The sequence below is a fragment of the Nostoc sp. FACHB-190 genome (genome assembly GCF_014696905.1).
Lineage (GTDB): Bacteria > Cyanobacteriota > Cyanobacteriia > Cyanobacteriales > Nostocaceae > Nostoc_B.
This window is the reverse complement of record NZ_JACJQW010000020.1, coordinates 62473-77985: the sequence shown is the minus strand read 5'-3', so window position 1 is coordinate 77985 and position 15513 is coordinate 62473. Positions and strand designations below refer to the sequence as shown.

The 15513-nt window shown below is 39.3% G+C and carries 17 protein-coding genes; 9 read left to right on the top strand and 8 right to left on the bottom strand.

All coding sequences use genetic code 11. From position 1 onward, the window contains the following. The first annotated feature begins 577 nt into the window (after window positions 1-577). On the top strand, window positions 578-1030 hold the full coding sequence (locus H6G28_RS20865; RefSeq protein WP_190673738.1) for an NUDIX hydrolase: 453 nt from the start codon (window positions 578-580) through the stop codon (window positions 1028-1030). A gap of 62 nt (window positions 1031-1092) precedes the next feature. Here H6G28_RS20865 and H6G28_RS20860 read toward each other — a convergent pair whose 3' ends face one another. The 5 genes from H6G28_RS20860 to H6G28_RS20840 form a co-directional block, all read right to left on the bottom strand. After that, entirely contained in the window at window positions 1093-1662 is a 570-nt protein-coding gene (locus H6G28_RS20860) for a P-loop nucleotide/nucleoside kinase family protein (RefSeq protein ID WP_190673736.1), read from the bottom strand. 290 nt (window positions 1663-1952) lie between these two features. Beyond that, a complete protein-coding gene (locus tag H6G28_RS20855) occupies window positions 1953-4013 on the bottom strand; it encodes a ribonuclease catalytic domain-containing protein (RefSeq protein WP_190587864.1) in 2061 nt (686 codons plus the stop codon). A 186-nt stretch (window positions 4014-4199) separates the two neighbouring features. Continuing rightward, window positions 4200-4415 carry a 30S ribosomal protein S18 gene (rpsR, locus tag H6G28_RS20850; protein WP_062296148.1) on the bottom strand — a complete coding sequence of 72 codons (216 nt, stop codon included), beginning with the start codon at window positions 4413-4415 and terminating at the stop codon, window positions 4200-4202. Window positions 4416-4417: 2 nt separating this feature from the next. Further along, a complete protein-coding gene (gene rpmG, locus H6G28_RS20845; protein WP_190587863.1) occupies window positions 4418-4612 on the bottom strand; it encodes a 50S ribosomal protein L33 in 195 nt (64 codons plus the stop codon). A 44-nt stretch (window positions 4613-4656) separates the two neighbouring features. Beyond that, on the bottom strand, window positions 4657-5214 hold the full coding sequence (locus H6G28_RS20840; RefSeq protein ID WP_190673734.1) for an RDD family protein: 558 nt from the start codon (window positions 5212-5214) through the stop codon (window positions 4657-4659). A 126-nt stretch (window positions 5215-5340) separates the two neighbouring features. Between H6G28_RS20840 and H6G28_RS20835 the strand changes: the two genes are divergently transcribed. The 3 genes from H6G28_RS20835 to H6G28_RS20825 are packed head-to-tail and all read left to right on the top strand — an operon-like array spanning window position 5341 to window position 7056. Further along, window positions 5341-5523 carry a hypothetical protein gene (locus H6G28_RS20835; RefSeq protein ID WP_190673731.1) on the top strand — a complete coding sequence of 61 codons (183 nt, stop codon included), beginning with the start codon at window positions 5341-5343 and terminating at the stop codon, window positions 5521-5523. A gap of 5 nt (window positions 5524-5528) precedes the next feature. Beyond that, the gene (locus H6G28_RS20830; RefSeq protein WP_190587860.1) at window positions 5529-5780 is read left to right on the top strand and encodes a hypothetical protein; all 252 of its coding nucleotides are present in this window, start codon (window positions 5529-5531) and stop codon (window positions 5778-5780) included. A 34-nt stretch (window positions 5781-5814) separates the two neighbouring features. Continuing rightward, window positions 5815-7056 (top strand): molybdopterin molybdotransferase MoeA, encoded by a 1242-nt coding sequence (locus H6G28_RS20825; protein WP_190673728.1) that lies wholly within the window; start codon window positions 5815-5817, stop codon window positions 7054-7056. A gap of 246 nt (window positions 7057-7302) precedes the next feature. Here the strand turns inward: H6G28_RS20825 and H6G28_RS20820 are convergent, their stop codons facing one another. After that, window positions 7303-8328, bottom strand: a complete 1026-nt coding sequence (locus H6G28_RS20820; RefSeq protein ID WP_190673726.1) for an ABC transporter permease — start codon at window positions 8326-8328, stop codon at window positions 7303-7305. 158 nt (window positions 8329-8486) lie between these two features. Next, complete coding sequence (locus H6G28_RS20815; RefSeq protein ID WP_190673724.1) at window positions 8487-10139, bottom strand: ABC transporter substrate-binding protein; 1653 nt, start codon at window positions 10137-10139, stop codon at window positions 8487-8489. 330 nt (window positions 10140-10469) lie between these two features. Here H6G28_RS20815 and H6G28_RS20810 point away from each other — a divergent pair, with 330 nt between their 5' ends. Continuing rightward, window positions 10470-10688, top strand: a complete 219-nt coding sequence (locus tag H6G28_RS20810) for a helix-turn-helix domain-containing protein (protein WP_190673721.1) — start codon at window positions 10470-10472, stop codon at window positions 10686-10688. A gap of 4 nt (window positions 10689-10692) precedes the next feature. Then, window positions 10693-11586: a hypothetical protein gene (locus tag H6G28_RS20805; RefSeq protein ID WP_190673718.1), complete on the top strand. Its 894-nt coding sequence runs from the start codon at window positions 10693-10695 to the stop codon at window positions 11584-11586. 44 nt (window positions 11587-11630) lie between these two features. On the opposite strand, the gene H6G28_RS20800 is transcribed toward H6G28_RS20805, so the two are convergent. Beyond that, window positions 11631-12506: a DNA adenine methylase gene (locus H6G28_RS20800; RefSeq protein WP_190673716.1), complete on the bottom strand. Its 876-nt coding sequence runs from the start codon at window positions 12504-12506 to the stop codon at window positions 11631-11633. 302 nt (window positions 12507-12808) lie between these two features. On the opposite strand from H6G28_RS20800, the gene H6G28_RS20795 reads away from it, so the two are divergent. From H6G28_RS20795 to H6G28_RS20785, 3 genes are all read left to right on the top strand, one after another. Further along, window positions 12809-13135 carry a hypothetical protein gene (locus H6G28_RS20795; RefSeq protein WP_190587856.1) on the top strand — a complete coding sequence of 109 codons (327 nt, stop codon included), beginning with the start codon at window positions 12809-12811 and terminating at the stop codon, window positions 13133-13135. 629 nt (window positions 13136-13764) lie between these two features. Continuing rightward, the gene (gene psbB / locus H6G28_RS20790) at window positions 13765-15294 is read left to right on the top strand and encodes a photosystem II chlorophyll-binding protein CP47 (RefSeq protein ID WP_190587854.1); all 1530 of its coding nucleotides are present in this window, start codon (window positions 13765-13767) and stop codon (window positions 15292-15294) included. A gap of 94 nt (window positions 15295-15388) precedes the next feature. Then, window positions 15389-15493, top strand: a complete 105-nt coding sequence (locus H6G28_RS20785) for a photosystem II reaction center protein T (RefSeq protein WP_015115729.1) — start codon at window positions 15389-15391, stop codon at window positions 15491-15493. The last annotated feature ends 20 nt before the right edge of the window (window positions 15494-15513 follow it).

Here is a 15513-nt window from a genome sequence, read left to right as displayed (position 1 = left end):
CTAGGCTCGGAATGAATTCCGAGGCGGGACAGATGCCCTAAACGAATATTTGTGTATACACCATAGCCTTATAATGTTGTGAGTATTAGGACTAAATAAAAATACGCTTGCGATCGCTTCATGATAAAAGATTTTTAAGTACCAATACTTAGTATCCATGAATTTGATACATCAATCGCAGTAATATTTGTGACAATAGGTAAAGTGCTTAGTTAATATAACTACATACGAAAAAGTGTATTTTGTGCTATTTAAATTCTTGTGTAACAATCAGATTTATTTGTGCTGTTAAAGATTGTTTTGGGTAGCGATCGCTAGATCATTTCATAGCATAGAACGACAAATATCATCATACATAGGAAAACTGTACGACGATATCCACCCATTTGATTTTGCTCAACTCAATTTTTCTCGATTATGTATCGATATATTAGATTTAAATGAAGGTAAATTCTATTGCACGCCTTCGTTACAGCTAAGATTTTGTTGGGTTTCACTGTCGCTCCACCCAATCTACTTTTCTGAAGTCGCAGTTCATGTTGCATACTTGTAATCTAATATCTGCAAAATTATACCAATGACAAATATTCAACACAACATACCATTTACTCAAGATAATCGGGCTTATAGGTTTCCTGTATCGGTTAAAGGTGTAGTTCTTCAGGAATCAAAAGTTGTTTTATTGAAAAATGAACGAGATGAATGGGAATTACCAGGAGGTAAGCTTGAACTTGGGGAAGAACCCGAAATTTGTTTTGTAAGAGAGATTAAAGAGGAACTGGGATTAAACGTCAAGGTAGGACATCTTTTAGATACCTGGGTTTATCAAATTTCCGAAGGGGTTGTTGTTCTAATCATTACGTATGGTTGTTATCCTGAGCCTTTTTCTGAGGTTACTCATAGTCCAGAACACAAAGATGTAGGTCTTTTTACTCTTGAAGAAATCAATTTTTTGAAAATGCCAAATGGTTACAAAAAATCTATTCAAAAATGGTTTGAACTTTCTGCTCATCAAAAAGCCTTGCAATAACTCCTAACTATAGCAATTCTCAGTTATTCATACATACTCATACCCTAACAACCATTCTTAATTTAGGAACACTCTACTGTTTGCAAAAGATATTCAATTATTTTCATTGCATTCTCACTTGGAGCTAGACGGGTATCTAATTTTAAGTGTGTCAATTCATTTAAAGGAGCGAATATTTTTTTAATCCTTTCATGCTCTTCCTCTGTACGTTCAGCGTATGTATCTTTATTGTCTCTTATACGATTTGTAATCCTATATCTAGCCAATTCACTAGGACACTCACATAAAACAATAACTGGAATAGCTTTATACTTTGATGCGTGTTCTAGCAAATTCTTCCGAAGCCAATCAAAAGTTAAGCAGGTATCAACAATCACACTAAGTTCTAAAGAGAGTTGTCGCCTTAATATTTGGAACAATATGTCGTATGCTAAACGCCCTTGTTCAGACCTATCTAATACTGATATATGCTTAATTTCATCTAAAATATCGTCCTTGTCAATTAAAGGAATTTTTAAAATTTGAGCTAATTCTCTGGCAATAAGACTTTTCCCTACTCCAGGTAATCCTGCCATCATCACAACAAACTGATTTTGTATATTATTTTTTTGAATTTTATAGTTCGTCACCATTTATCTAAAACCTATCTGAATCTGGAGTGAATTTATATATTTAATAAAGCAATTTCAGAATTTACTTGTAGAATATCTTTCTTTTGCTACTCTAGGACAATAAAAATCAAAACCAGATTTTGAACTGTAGATAGAACAGGCATTTGAGTGATTTAACTATATCAGTAAAAAAGCGTGTTGCAATTAAGATTCAGCATCTTTAGTGCGGTAGCAAGCAAGGATGCTGGTATCAAGTCATTTATATTTTAACGAAGACAGTTGCTACTAGCTTTATCTATAGACTGGGAGAATTAATTTGCCGCAGATTGAGCTTCTTGATATATGATTTCTTGGAATTGAATCATATCTTTTTGTGGGTCGGCAATGCTCACTTTCACTAATAATTGTTCACCCAAGGTTACAGAACGTCGGAAAGCCATTGGTAACTGCAAGCCCAAATCTTCTAATAAAATCAGTGCCAAGTTACTGTCTTCACGCAACCACATTAAAACTGTGACTGACCAAACTTGCTCAGGATGACGACGGAGATATTCTAACGCCCAATATCGATTAGTTTGTCTTTCTACCATTGTTACTTCTTGGGTGATGGTAGAAACAGTCATCATCACTTCTTTAAGTTGGTCGGCAGAAAATGGCAGTACTTCACCCCGTAAATGGGCTTTAAGTTGAAAATGTGTCAGCAAATCACTGTAGCGGCGGATGGGGGAAGTGGCTTGGGTATAAGTATCTAATCCTAAACCTGCATGACGGAGAGGTGTGATACTCATTTCACTCTTGGGCATACACCGCCGCATCGCACAAGCACGCACAAATCCGGCTGGCAGTTGAATTAATTCTTCTTCTGGGGGTAATTCTGGCTGGGGCTGACCGCGAAAAGGTAAGGGTATATTGTGAGTCTTGCCGTAACGCGCTGCTACTTCACCAGCAAGAATCATCATTTCTGCTACCAGTTGCCGTGATGAGGAATCATCTAAGATATCAATACTAATATCATCGCCTTTGACTTTAATCATCGCCTCTGGCATGTTGATACTGATGGCTCCTTGGTTGTAACGCCAAGATTTGCGTTTGATTGCCCAATTTGCGATCGCAGCAATTTCTGGTTCTGCTTGCACTCCTAATTCCAGCATCTCATCGACATCTTCATAGGTGAGGCGATAAGTCGGTTTAATCAAACTGGCGTGAATGCTGTAATCTTCTACTGCCCCATTGCTATTTAAAATAATCCCAAAACTCAGGGCGCAACAAATTCTCCCCTGTACCAAACTCATCGGCCCAGTCGCCAAGATTTCTGGGAACATGGGAACCATCCCTGTGGGCAAATAAACCGTACTTCCCCGCTTTCTGGCTTCTAAATCTAAGTCATCCTCTGGTTCTAACCAGCGCGTCGGGTCAGCAATATGTACCCACAATCTTTCTTGACCATCGCTGAGTGATTCCCAACTCAGACCATCATCTATCTCAGTGGTACTTTCATCATCAACTGTGTAAACCTTGAGATGAGTCAAATCCAGGCGATTTGCATCCAAGTCTGTTGTTGGGGAATCCAAACGCTGTTGCGCCACTTCTAACACCTTGCTAGGAAACTGAACAGGAATTGACGAACGACGCAGGAACAAGTTTTCATAGGGACTCCACCAACCCAGGTCTACTAATAATTGAAAAGCTCCTTGGGGGGTTCCAGGCCGCCCCAGCATATTCATCGTTTCTAAGACTGGCGCTGGAGGAGGATACGCCCTAGATAGCGCATCATATTTTACTCCCTCCCGCACAATATCAGCCATTAAAGCTGCGTATTTTTCTAATGCTTCTAGACGATGGCGATCGTGTCTTTGCCATTCTACTGCTTCACCTTTGAGTGCCTGTTCTACACGCACTAAAAATTCTTGCTGTCCCTTCGCTTTGAGGGTTTCTACTTCTATTTGATGTTTACGTTCGGCTACTTGGGCGGTTGTACGCGGTTCATAAGCATCGCCTTTTTGCTTGAAGTAGAGTTTGTCATCTGATAACAAGCAATGGGCTGCATAACAAGGGGCTGGTTCTGATTCCGAAAATAGCAGATTCGCCATTTGCGAGGGGGTGACTGCTTCTCCATCTTCCACCAATAATTCCCAAGCCACTTCTAAGCTAGATGGGTCTAAATATGGCTTGACTTCTTCCTGAAATTTCGGAATTTCCGAGGACTTGTAGGTTTGTCCGTTTACTGTATATGTAATTTGTCTTGGCGCGAGGCTGTGGGATTGACCACGCTCATCTACCACAAACCAACGGGTCTTACCATCTGGACGATCTACCACACCCAGACGGCGATCGCCTTGAACCCTAAATTCAACTAGCGTCCCCTTCTCCACAACTCTCGCACTCTTATAATTTTAGATTTTAGATTTCGGATTTTAGATTAAATAATCTCGAATCCCAGAAAATTTTATGTAGGAACCAATTTTACACTTTAATTATTCAGATTAGAGATTTTGGACTTAGAAAGACAAAGCTTTTCTTGTTAATCCAAAATCTAAAATCCCAATCTTAAAATTGATTTAGCCTTCAGCGTTGATGAACGGTAACAATGCGACAATCCGCGCCCGTTTAATTGCTAATGTTAAATCTCGCTGTTGCTGACAAGTCAGCCCAGTGATCCGCCGAGGTAGAATTTTGCCTCGTTCGGTAATAAACTTACGCAGTAAATCAACATCCTTGTAATCGATTGGCTCTCCTGGCTTAATTGGAGACAGACGACGACGATAGTAACTCATCTTTACTTGATTTCCTTGTGAACGGTATGTTTGTTGCAGTGGGTACAGAACTTGTTGAGTTCTAAGCGGTTGGTCGTATTACGACGGTTCTTCATGGTGGTATACCGGGACACACCAGGAGAACGCTTGTCTGGATTACTACGACATTCGGTACATTCTAGTGTCACGATAATGCGAGCACCTTTACTCTTAGCCATAATCTTACAAACAGTAAAGCCTGAAGAGAAATTTACACAAATGACTATCTTCGCACATTTCGTTGCAAAGTATCAACTAAACGCTTGATTTTGATATCGAGCGAGTAGCCCCGACGCGATGAAACTATAAAAGTTCTAGCGTAACGGTCATGCAAAGCTTGCCGTAACTGGGGATCGGAGAAAGCTGCACCACAGTCTATTGCCAGAGGAAGTAATAGCAGTATAGCAGTGGGATTTGCTCTCAGGTTGCCAAGGGCGATCGACACCAACAAAGCACCAAAGCCAATTATAGCTTCTCGCTTCACCAGTGCCAGCAACTCTGGAATTCTCCCTACTACTTGCCCATTTTCCACTTCTAGGATTTTCAAGTCAAAAGCCCAGCGTCCTAAACTTTGCCCTCGATTATTAAATACCAGCACTACCCGTAAAATCAGCCAACAAAAGATAAAAACTAAAATCTGGACAAATTGAATACCAAGGCTACTACTCCCAAATAGGGAACTGACTAACCAAGCACCTAAAAAATCCAACCCCAAAGCCAGACCGCGCCGCCAAATCTCAGCTTTGGGATAGTGTTTTTGCGGAATCCTTTCAATAGTCATATAAAACAGGTATTTTTATTAGATATGGAAAAATAATCTATGCTTCTATTCTTAATATTAAAGTGATGGCTGGGTGATTGCTTTGCTGAAAAAGCCTGAAATCACGCCTAATAAATATAAAAGAGTATGACTGAGGAAAATCAACCAGAAGAGGAAAAGTTTGACCCAGCAACGGATAATAGAGACTGGTCAGCAGCAGCCACAGAATTAGCTTGTTTTGCACTGGCTAGAAGTAAAGGAAAGCGGTTAGTTAAAATTATTAATACTGGAAATGAGCCGCTACCATTTATTTGTATTTTTGAGGATTAGCCAGAATGACATCTACAGGGACAACCGCTAATCAAATCCCCGTTAGCATCATCATTCCGATGCTAAGTGCTATTGATGACCGTGATTATCCGCTTTTTAAAGAATTGGAAAAAACTTTTGTCACTCAGTATGGTGTTGAAGTATGGCAAGATGTTTTTAATTTTCGCGTCTTACCAGCCCTTGACCAGCAATCTAATAAATGGCTACTACAATCATGGTGTAGCAAGGGAATTGTAAGTATTCAGGATATAGCTTGAATATTTTTTAGGTGCATTACCGGAGTCTTTCACCATGTTATCAGTTAGCGATGCAGAAGGAATTATTTTAAATTTGGTACAACCGTTAGATGCGGAACACGATATAGAAATTGTAGATTTATTGGTGGCAAGCGATCGCATTTTGGCAAACCCCATCACCAGTCAGCTAGATTTTCCCCATTGGGATAATTCGGCGATGGATGGTTACGCAGTCCGTTATGCAGATGTACAGCAAGCTAATGCCGAAAAACCAGCTATTTTAGAGATTGTCGAAGAAATTCCCGCCGGATATCAACCTAAAACCACAATTCAGCCAGGACAAGCAGCGCGAATTTTTACTGGTGCGGTAATTCCAAGCGGTGCGGATACTGTAGTTATGCAAGAAAGGACAAGCCGCGAAGAAAATCGCGTGTTTATTCAAGTCGCACCCCAACCGCAAGAATTTGTCCGCCGCAAAGCATCTTATTACCAAGCCGGAAATCAACTTTTACCCCCAGGAATTCAGTTAAAAGCGCCGGAAGTTGCTGTATTAGCAGCAGCACAATGTCCCCAAGTCAAAGTTTATCGCCGTCCGAAAGTGGCAATTTTTTCAACTGGTGATGAATTAGTCACACCAAATACACCATTACAACCAGGACAAATTGTCGATTCTAATCATTATGCCTTGGCGACTTTAGTTAAAGAAAGTGGTGCAGAGCCTTTATTATTAGGCATTGTGAAAGATAATCCTGTGGCTTTACAAGAAACCATTGCTTACGCCATAGCGAATGCTGATATTGTGCTTTCTTCTGGTGGGGTTTCTGTTGGTGAATATGATTATGTTGATAAAATTTTGGAAGATTTAGGAGCGAAAATTCATATTCGGGCTGTGGAAATGACACCAGGAAAACCATTAACTGTGGCGAATTTTCCTCAGCAAAATTCAGCAATTTATTTTGGTTTACCAGGAAATCCTGTTTCAGCTTTAGTAACTTTTTGGCGATTTGTGCAACCAGCAATTAAAAAATTAGCTGGACTTGCTGAGGGTTGGGAGGCAAAATTTATTAAGGTGCGATCGCGTGATGAATTACGCGCCAATGGTAAACGCGAAACTTATATTTGGGGAAAATTAAATTTAGTTGCTGGTGTTTATGAATTTCACAAAGCTGGCGGTACTCACAATTCTGGCAATTTAATTAACTTAGCTCAAACCAATGCCTTAGCAGTTTTACCAGTAGGTCAAACTTTAATTGCAGCAGGAGGAGAAGTGCAAGTTTTATTAATTGCTGCGGTGTAATACCAATTCGCAATTCGCAATGACGCGACGCTCGTTCCTCGCTAACGCTTCGCTATCGCAGGCTCGCTAACGCAATTAAGAAATCTAGCTCCAGTAAGACTTTCCTAATTTCTATCTGTCGCATTCTTTTCTTAAATTGGTATGAATTTTGAATTTTGACTTCCCTGCGGGGTGTGTACACATATCTAAAATCCTCTTCCCTCCTGCCTCCTGCCTTTTCCCAACTACAATTCACGCCGCCTTACTTTAATATCTGATGCGTGGGTCAACGTAAGCATTAATAATATCAATTAAAATGCTTGCCCCAACAACGATCGCACCAAAGAATACCAAGACACCTTGGACTGTGGGATAATCGCGATCGCTGATTGCTTGATATAAGCGATTAGCTAACCCAGGCCAAGAAAATGTTACTTCCGTTAAAATCGCACCACCCAACAACGAGGCAAAGGTCAATCCTAACACCGTAATTACGGGAATTAGCGCATTCTTTAAAGCATGAGAGACTAAAATTTTATTTTCTGCAATGCCTCTGGCTCTCGCTGCTTCTACATAGTCAGCACGTAGAGTTTGTTTTAAATTCACCCGGACAATACGCTCAAAAATTCCACTTAACAAAATGCCCAAAGTCAAACTTGGTAGGGCAAGATGGTGCAAAGAAGCAAAAAACTGCGTCAAATTCCCACTCAACAAACTATCAAAGGTATATAACCCAGTAATTGGTGATGGTGGCGGTAGTGTCGGCGGAAAACGGTTAGAGTTGGGAAACCAACCCAATTGCACAGAAAAAACTAACTGTAACAGCATTCCCGCCCAAAACATTGGTAAAGCATAAGTAATAATCCCAAATAACCGCCCTCCCACATCAAAATAAGTTCCTGGACGAGAAGCGGAAAGCGTACCTACCAAAATCCCAACAATCAAAGCAACTGCCATACTAAATACAGCTAACTCCACTGTCGCCGGAAAATACTGTCCGATGATGTCCCAAACATTTTGTCCGCGACTGGTTAAAGAAGTTCCTAAATCAAACCGCAGTAAGTTTCCTAAATAATTTAAATACTGCAACCAAATAGGCAAATTTAATCCTAATTGCTTGCGTAATTCTTCTTTTGCTGCTTCTGGCGCTCGTCCACCCAAAATCGCATCAGCAGGGTCTCCGGGTGTCGCTCTTAATAATAAAAATACGATAGTAATGATAGTTAAAAGTTGTAATGGTGCTAGGAGCAACCGCGAAACAATGTAATATTGTAGAGCTTTGGAACGGGACATTTTTATAAAGTCTGAATTATGAAGTCTGAAGTCTGAAAGTTAAAGGCGTAAGTGTGAATTATGAAGTCTAAAAGGTGAAAGAGAAGAGATGAAGTGTAAAAGCTAAAGCTTGCATAACCGAAAATGCAATTTGTATTTCACACTTCACACTTCATTCCCTATTTTTTGATTGTTTTATAAATCAAATTCTGAGTAGGGTCAAGCTGCACGTTACTGACACCTTTTTGAGCAAATACATAGTCTTTGTTTTGCCACAGGGGAACGTAAGGTACATCATTAAGTACTTGGGTTTGAATTTGAGCAAATATTTTCTCCCGTGCTGCGGGATTTTGTTCTTTGCGTTGTTGGTCGATGAGTTTATTCATGGTTTCGCTATAGTAAAACGAACCTTGAGTTTGACTACCGCCATCTTCACAACCTTTCGCATCAGACCCTTTTTGACAAGCTAAGAATGGTTGTACATAGTTATCAGGATCTAAAAAGTCAGGATACCAATCAAGCAATGCTGCGGGATATGAACCTTTAGAAATGTCTTTAAAGAAAGTCGGCCCTTCGACTGTATTGACTTCTAATTGAACGATACCCTCCATTTTAGTATCAGCAAGTGATTTCAGGGTTTGCGCTGCTAAACTACGAGTCGGTGAACTGGAAGGATACCACAGTGGAATTTTGACAGGATTATCTTTAGAGTAGCCAGCTTTAGTTAATAATTCCTTGGCTTGATCAAATTTACCGTCACCATATTTATCTTTAAATAATGGTTGGGAGACATTGAAAGTAGTCGGAATCATGCTGTAAAGTGGATCAGCTTGACCGTATAAAACTCGCTCATTTAATAGTTGACGGTCGATAATTGCGGCGATCGCTTGTCTTACTTCTGGTTTATCTAAAGGTTTTTGATTGCGATTTAATACCAGATAACTGACTACACTACCTTGGGCTGTAATCGCTTGCCAATCTCCCTTTTTACCACCTTCTTCTAAACTGCGAATTTGGTCAGGTTGTAGTGATAAATAAGCTACATCTACTGCACCTGTCCGAAAGGCATTAAACAAGTTAACTGGACTGGTTTGAATTTGGACATTAATACCTTGATTTACTGGTTTTTCTCCCCAATATTTATCAAATACATCCATCCGCAGTGAATCTGTACCATACTGCGCTAATTTATAAGGGCCAGTCCCAACAAATGTGTTGGGTTGGAATTTACCAGCACCCAATTGATATGCTTTGGGTGAAACTGCACAAACTCCCGAAAATGCGAGTAAAGAAGGAAATGCTGCAAAGGGTTTTTTGAGTTTAATTGTTAGCTCATTTTCACCTGTCGCGGTGACTGAAGCTACTGTATCAGCTAATAAAAAAGAAGGTTTACCTTTATTTTCAATAAATCGCTTAATACTAAACTCCATTGCTTTGGCGTTGAAGGGTGTGTCATCGTGAAACACAACTCCTTGGCGCAGTGGGATAGTGTAAGTTAAACCGTCTTGGCTGACTTTGGGTAAACTTGTCGCCAGTTGGGGTTTAATTTCTGTACTACCTGGTTCGTAAGTATAAAGGCGATCGCTCATATTAAACACTAAACCCAAAGATGCCAACTCGTAAGCATCGGCTGGATCTAATGTCCTTGGTTTGGCAGTTGTCCCAATAGTAATACGACCATCACCCCCAGGCGTATTGGTATTACTCGATGGCGTGGTATTTGCTTGTGGTCGCGTACCACAACTAATGACTAAAAATAAACACAGACAGAACAGAGAAACGAATTGAGTCAACCGACCCCATCTTCGTATAGAAAAGGGAAACAAAGTCATACCTTTGAAATTTTTTCAATTAGCGGTTAGACACTTTACTATATGTAGGATTACCACGCTTATTTTTTAACATTAATTATTGCTCTTTTTGCTTCTTTGATAGAAAATCGGCTCAAAATTAAAAAAATTCACTTTTCTTCATAAGTAATCATTCTTGCAACCTGTAACTTATATAACCTAAAAAAATATTTTTTTGGCTGTAAATACTTAAAACTTGCTGACTGAATATGTTAACTAGAGGTAATTTTCTTAAATGCTAACTATAGTATGTAGAAGTTAACTATACAGAAGTTTATTAATATTTTAGTTCAGTTATCTTAGCAAAATTCTATGAAAGCTGAGGTACTCGATAAATTCGGAAAACGAGTAAAAGAACAGAGGCTATACAGAGGAATGTCCCAGGAAGAATTAGCAGAAAAAGCAGGACTTCATAGAACATACATAGGAATGATTGAAAGGGGTGAAAAAAATATCACTCTTCTTAACATCGAAAAAATATCTAAAGCTCTGGAAATGAAAATAGATGAATTATTAAAAGATATTAGTTAAATTTATGTCTCAGAACCTACAAGAAGATACATGGATTAATGATATTCGTCAATATTGTTACTCCCTAAATATATCAATTAATGACTTATATAAAATAGTTACAGATTTAAAAGTTGCACCCATGATTCGAGGTAAAGCTTTTGAATTTTCTATGTATTCTAGATTAAAGCAGATTTTAGCTCCAGAAAAGTGGCTGGTAACAAAGCCTACAATTAATGCTCAAACAGGAACGCATGATATTGACATACAATTAGAACATAGGAAAACAGGAAAAATCATATATATTGAATGTAAGTTAGCAAAGAAAGGAGATTTTAAAGTCCTCAACCGGAATCAGGTTGGTGTTGGGCAAAAAGGTGATTATATAATACCCGTGAAGTGTATGCGTTCACGGACTACTAAAAGTGAAGATAGAGTTAAAGCAGCAGCAAATAAACTCAACATAAGCTATGATGCTTTCCTTGCTCATAGTGACCAATATCGTACATCTAATTTTAATGTTGTTGCTACATCAATTAGTAATGCTTTTTATGAGACAGGAGAAGATGATGAAGGGAACATAACATATAAATTTAGTCCCTCTGAAGAAGCTATAAAATTCATAAAAAGACTCAATCCACCTGCCAATGCTAATGAAGAAGTTTTACAAGAGTTTGTTTATAAAAAGGTGTATCTTGCTAGTTCATTAGATATAGTAGTTTCGCTCGAAACAGGTATTATCTGCGGAAAGAAAAGATGCACAGACAAACATAATTGTGGATTTATCCCGAATTATCCAATTATTAATTTTGGCAACATTCAAAACTTGCCTTATGATATTATTCCTTCTCCGAAAAACAAATGGATAGAAATAGAAAAATGCGAAGATTTTTTTGAGGAGCTAATTTTAAGAATCTAGGCTATCAAACTAATGAATTAGTATCTTTATTAATATAGAGTTTGTTAGATATTCAATATTAACTGCTTACTCTCTAAATCTGGAGACTCAAGAGAAAAATAATTAAGTATAAAAATTTCTTTTCCTTTGTAACGTTCACCTTTGAAATTATCTTGTCTTCTCTTGCCATTTTTCTGATCATCTGTTCTATTAATTGTATAATTCCATTCCTTATCATGTACTTCAACTGCCCAGTTATACAATTCTCTAATTTCATTACTGTTATCATAAGTTATAAGAAATTTTATTCTATGTTGATGTTCATACAATATTCTACATAGCCTGAGATGGTCATCCTTAGAAAATGAGTGGACATAAAATTTATCTTGATCTGCATTAAAATAAGGCGGATCAATAAATAAAAAAGCTCCATCAGGTACAGATGTAATAACTTCTTCAAAATCTAACTTCGTAATTTGAACATTTTGTAATTTTTCCGAAGTTCTTCTGATATTCCTAGGCCAGTTTTCTGGACGCATACTGTACTTTTCGCCATATCCCCAATAACAATTCTGAGGCTTCATGATACCAGAGTAGGAAGTTCTATTGAGATAAAACCATCTAGATGCAGCTTCTAATTTATCTTGCGGTTTAAATTCATGCTTATAGAATTTATGCCTTTCTTTTGTGGCAACCTCACCATCTAAAAAATTGATTAATTCTTCTGGTTGATCTCGAATAATGAAATATGTATTTATCAATAATTCATCAATATCATTGAGCCAATTATTAGTAACTTTCTCCTTGGCAAAAAATATAGATCCACCTCCAACAAAAGGTTCAGCATAATAAGAATGAGCAGGAATGTGCTTGATAATCAAATTGCGAGCATAAAATTTTCCTCCTGGATACCTAAAGGGTGAGTTTATAGGTTTATTCATAACTAAGTATATTTTTATAAATTATCTTATTATTTAGAACAATCAATATAGTATACATAGGTGTGCAATGTCAAATTTATTAACTAAAAAATTAACTAATTAATATATATTATTGATTACAAAATTGGATAGCAATGACAATCTATAATAGGATGTCAGCAATAAAAGTTAATCTTGAATATGTGTTCAATATTGTTTTACTAAAACTCGAAATATTGTCTAAATTCATATTTTTATTCACAGTGCGTGCATTTATCAGTACATAACTTAAAATTAAAAGTCAAAAAGAGAGACTAAAGATTGTGAAATATTTTTTTCTTTCGGAAGGATGGAATATTGGTAGAGTGTGGTCATCTGATGGGTTGTGGCAAATCACCGCATGGCGACGGCAACCAGATATTCAGAGGATGAATATTTGTATAGTAGAAAACAATGAATTACTCTGGCTTTATCGTACAGAAGAAGCAGTTTTAACAATAGAAGTTAAACCCTCAACCTCAGAAATTGCCACTCAAACAATCGGTCAAGTAGTACTTAAGCGTCTAATGAGTGCTGAACAGGTAATTGAACGTCTCAATACAGCCGAAGCCAAGTGTCAGCTACAAAACATCCATTTGGTGACACAGTAATTTAACTGAAAGTATTGCCCAAAAACATTCTCTTTTGAGAGTGGGGTTTAGGGGTGTAAGTGGCATAAATGAGCTAAAATCATGCACCCTTACACCCTGAAGCCCTTACACCCATTCTCAAGAGAGAATTTTTGTGCGTAAGTCTTAGAGAATTACGTAAATGAAATTGTGACGGAGATTTGTGAGAAGATAACACAGATGGAATACCGATCGCATCGATTTACCCGCTTGCAAACAATTCCATCAATAGTTACACTTTTTAAAACATTCTCATTTTTGCATGGCGATCGCGTAGACGACTACAAGGCTGCTGCCAACAAGGTTAGCTCGCTCGATTACCCGAATACCAACCCGGTATTTGCCGAGTTCTATTAGAACAAGGGAGAATTTTATGAAAAAATTCTTGGAGAAGACAAGCGATCGCAACCCCAAAAGGTAAAGCAACCGCAGCGTCTAAGTGTTGCCAAAGCCACACAGTCTGTCTTGTAAAGACTGAGCCGTGGTTAAACTCAGAACCCTGGCAATAAAAAAACTCAGAGAATTCTTTAAAAAAGCGGTCTTCGCCAATTTAAAGAACTCAGTAAATAAATTGCTTTGTAAACATAACTCTTCGAGGAGGAGCGTAGTCGATGGGACTACCTTGGTACCGAGTACATACAGTTGTTCTGAACGATCCAGGGCGGCTGATTTCTGTACACTTGATGCACACAGCCCTGGTGGCAGGCTGGGCTGGTTCAATGGCGTTATATGAACTCGCTATTTATGACCCCAGCGACCCTGTTCTCAACCCCATGTGGCGACAAGGGATGTTCGTGCTGCCCTTCATGGCACGTCTAGGTGTTACCCAATCTTGGGGCGGCTGGAGCGTCACTGGTGGCCCTGCTACCGACCCTGGTTTTTGGTCTTTTGAAGGTGTGGCTGCTGCTCACATCGTACTTTCTGGTTTATTATTCTTAGCCGCAGTTTGGCACTGGGTTTACTGGGATTTGGAACTCTTTAGAGATCCTCGGACTGGTGAACCAGCACTAGACTTGCCAAAAATGTTTGGTATTCACCTGTTCTTATCTGGTTTACTTTGCTTTGGCTTTGGTGCATTCCACCTCACCGGACTTTACGGCCCTGGGATGTGGATCTCTGACGCTTATGGAGTCACAGGTAGCATCCAGCCAGTAGCACCAGAATGGGGGCCAGATGGCTTTAACCCCTTTAACCCTGGTGGTATTGTGGCTCACCACATCGCCGCAGGTGTAGTTGGTATTATTGCTGGTTTATTCCACCTCACAGTTAGACCACCCGAAAGGTTATACAAAGCCCTACGGATGGGTAACATTGAAACCGTACTTTCCAGCAGTATTGCGGCGGTATTCTTCTCGGCTTTCGTTGTGGCTGGTACCATGTGGTACGGTAGCGCAACCACCCCCATCGAACTGTTTGGCCCTACCCGTTACCAATGGGATCAAGGCTACTTCCGTCAAGAAATTAACCGTCGTGTACAAGCCAGCGTTGCTGGTGGTTCAAGCTTGTCTGAAGCTTGGTCACAAATTCCTGAAAAACTGGCATTCTACGATTACGTTGGTAATAGCCCCGCCAAAGGTGGTTTGTTCCGTACAGGCCCTATGGTTAAGGGTGATGGTATTGCTCAGTCTTGGCAAGGTCACGCAGTATTCACAGATGCTGAAGGTAGAGAACTGACTGTCCGTCGTCTACCTAACTTCTTTGAAACCTTCCCCGTAATTTTGACCGACAGCGATGGTGTTGTCCGCGCTGACATTCCTTTCCGTCGGGCAGAATCTAAATATAGCTTTGAACAAACTGGTGTCACCGTTAGCTTCTATGGTGGCGACTTAGACGGTAAGACCTTCACAGATCCTGCTGATGTGAAGAAATATGCTCGTAAAGCTCAAGGCGGCGAAATCTTTGAATTTGACCGCGAAACCTTGAACTCTGACGGGGTATTCCGTACCAGTCCTAGAGGTTGGTTTACCTTTGGACACGCAGTATTCGCTTTACTGTTCTTCTTCGGTCACTTATGGCACGGCGCTCGGACAATCTACCGAGACGTATTTGCTGGTGTAGAAGCCGACCTAGAAGAGCAAGTCGAATGGGGTCTGTTCCAGAAAGTGGGTGATAAATCAACCCGCCGTAAGGAAGCCCTCTAATTATTTAGTGCTGAGTAATGAGTAATGAGTTCTGAGTAAAATCCTGAACTTAGCACTCGGAACTCAGCACTCAGAACTTTAAGGAGCTTTTGAAATGGAAAGCGTTGCATACATTTTAATTTTTACTTTGTGCATAGGCGTTCTGTTTTTTGCGATCGCCTTCCGCGAACCTCCCCGCATTGAGAAAAAAGACGAGTAGTAGGTTACTATTACCAAGCT

Excerpts from the sequence above, each read along its gene's own strand:
- H6G28_RS20820 (WP_190673726.1), bottom strand. The coding sequence starts at position 8,328 with ATGTCCCGTTCCAAAGCTCTACAATATTACATTGTTTCGCGGTTGCTC.
- H6G28_RS20825 (WP_190673728.1), top strand. The coding sequence starts at position 5,815 with ATGTTATCAGTTAGCGATGCAGAAGGAATTATTTTAAATTTGGTACAA.
- H6G28_RS20835 (WP_190673731.1), top strand. The coding sequence starts at position 5,341 with ATGACTGAGGAAAATCAACCAGAAGAGGAAAAGTTTGACCCAGCAACG.
- H6G28_RS20840 (WP_190673734.1), bottom strand. The coding sequence starts at position 5,214 with ATGACTATTGAAAGGATTCCGCAAAAACACTATCCCAAAGCTGAGATT.
- psbB (WP_190587854.1), top strand. The coding sequence starts at position 13,765 with ATGGGACTACCTTGGTACCGAGTACATACAGTTGTTCTGAACGATCCA.
- H6G28_RS20810 (WP_190673721.1), top strand. The coding sequence starts at position 10,470 with ATGAAAGCTGAGGTACTCGATAAATTCGGAAAACGAGTAAAAGAACAG.
- H6G28_RS20830 (WP_190587860.1), top strand. The coding sequence starts at position 5,529 with ATGACATCTACAGGGACAACCGCTAATCAAATCCCCGTTAGCATCATC.
- H6G28_RS20800 (WP_190673716.1), bottom strand. The coding sequence starts at position 12,506 with ATGAATAAACCTATAAACTCACCCTTTAGGTATCCAGGAGGAAAATTT.
- H6G28_RS20860 (WP_190673736.1), bottom strand. The coding sequence starts at position 1,662 with ATGGTGACGAACTATAAAATTCAAAAAAATAATATACAAAATCAGTTT.
- H6G28_RS20805 (WP_190673718.1), top strand. The coding sequence starts at position 10,693 with ATGTCTCAGAACCTACAAGAAGATACATGGATTAATGATATTCGTCAA.
- H6G28_RS20785 (WP_015115729.1), top strand. The coding sequence starts at position 15,389 with ATGGAAAGCGTTGCATACATTTTAATTTTTACTTTGTGCATAGGCGTT.
- rpsR (WP_062296148.1), bottom strand. The coding sequence starts at position 4,415 with ATGAGTTACTATCGTCGTCGTCTGTCTCCAATTAAGCCAGGAGAGCCA.
- rpmG (WP_190587863.1), bottom strand. The coding sequence starts at position 4,612 with ATGGCTAAGAGTAAAGGTGCTCGCATTATCGTGACACTAGAATGTACC.
- H6G28_RS20815 (WP_190673724.1), bottom strand. The coding sequence starts at position 10,139 with ATGACTTTGTTTCCCTTTTCTATACGAAGATGGGGTCGGTTGACTCAA.
- H6G28_RS20865 (WP_190673738.1), top strand. The coding sequence starts at position 578 with ATGACAAATATTCAACACAACATACCATTTACTCAAGATAATCGGGCT.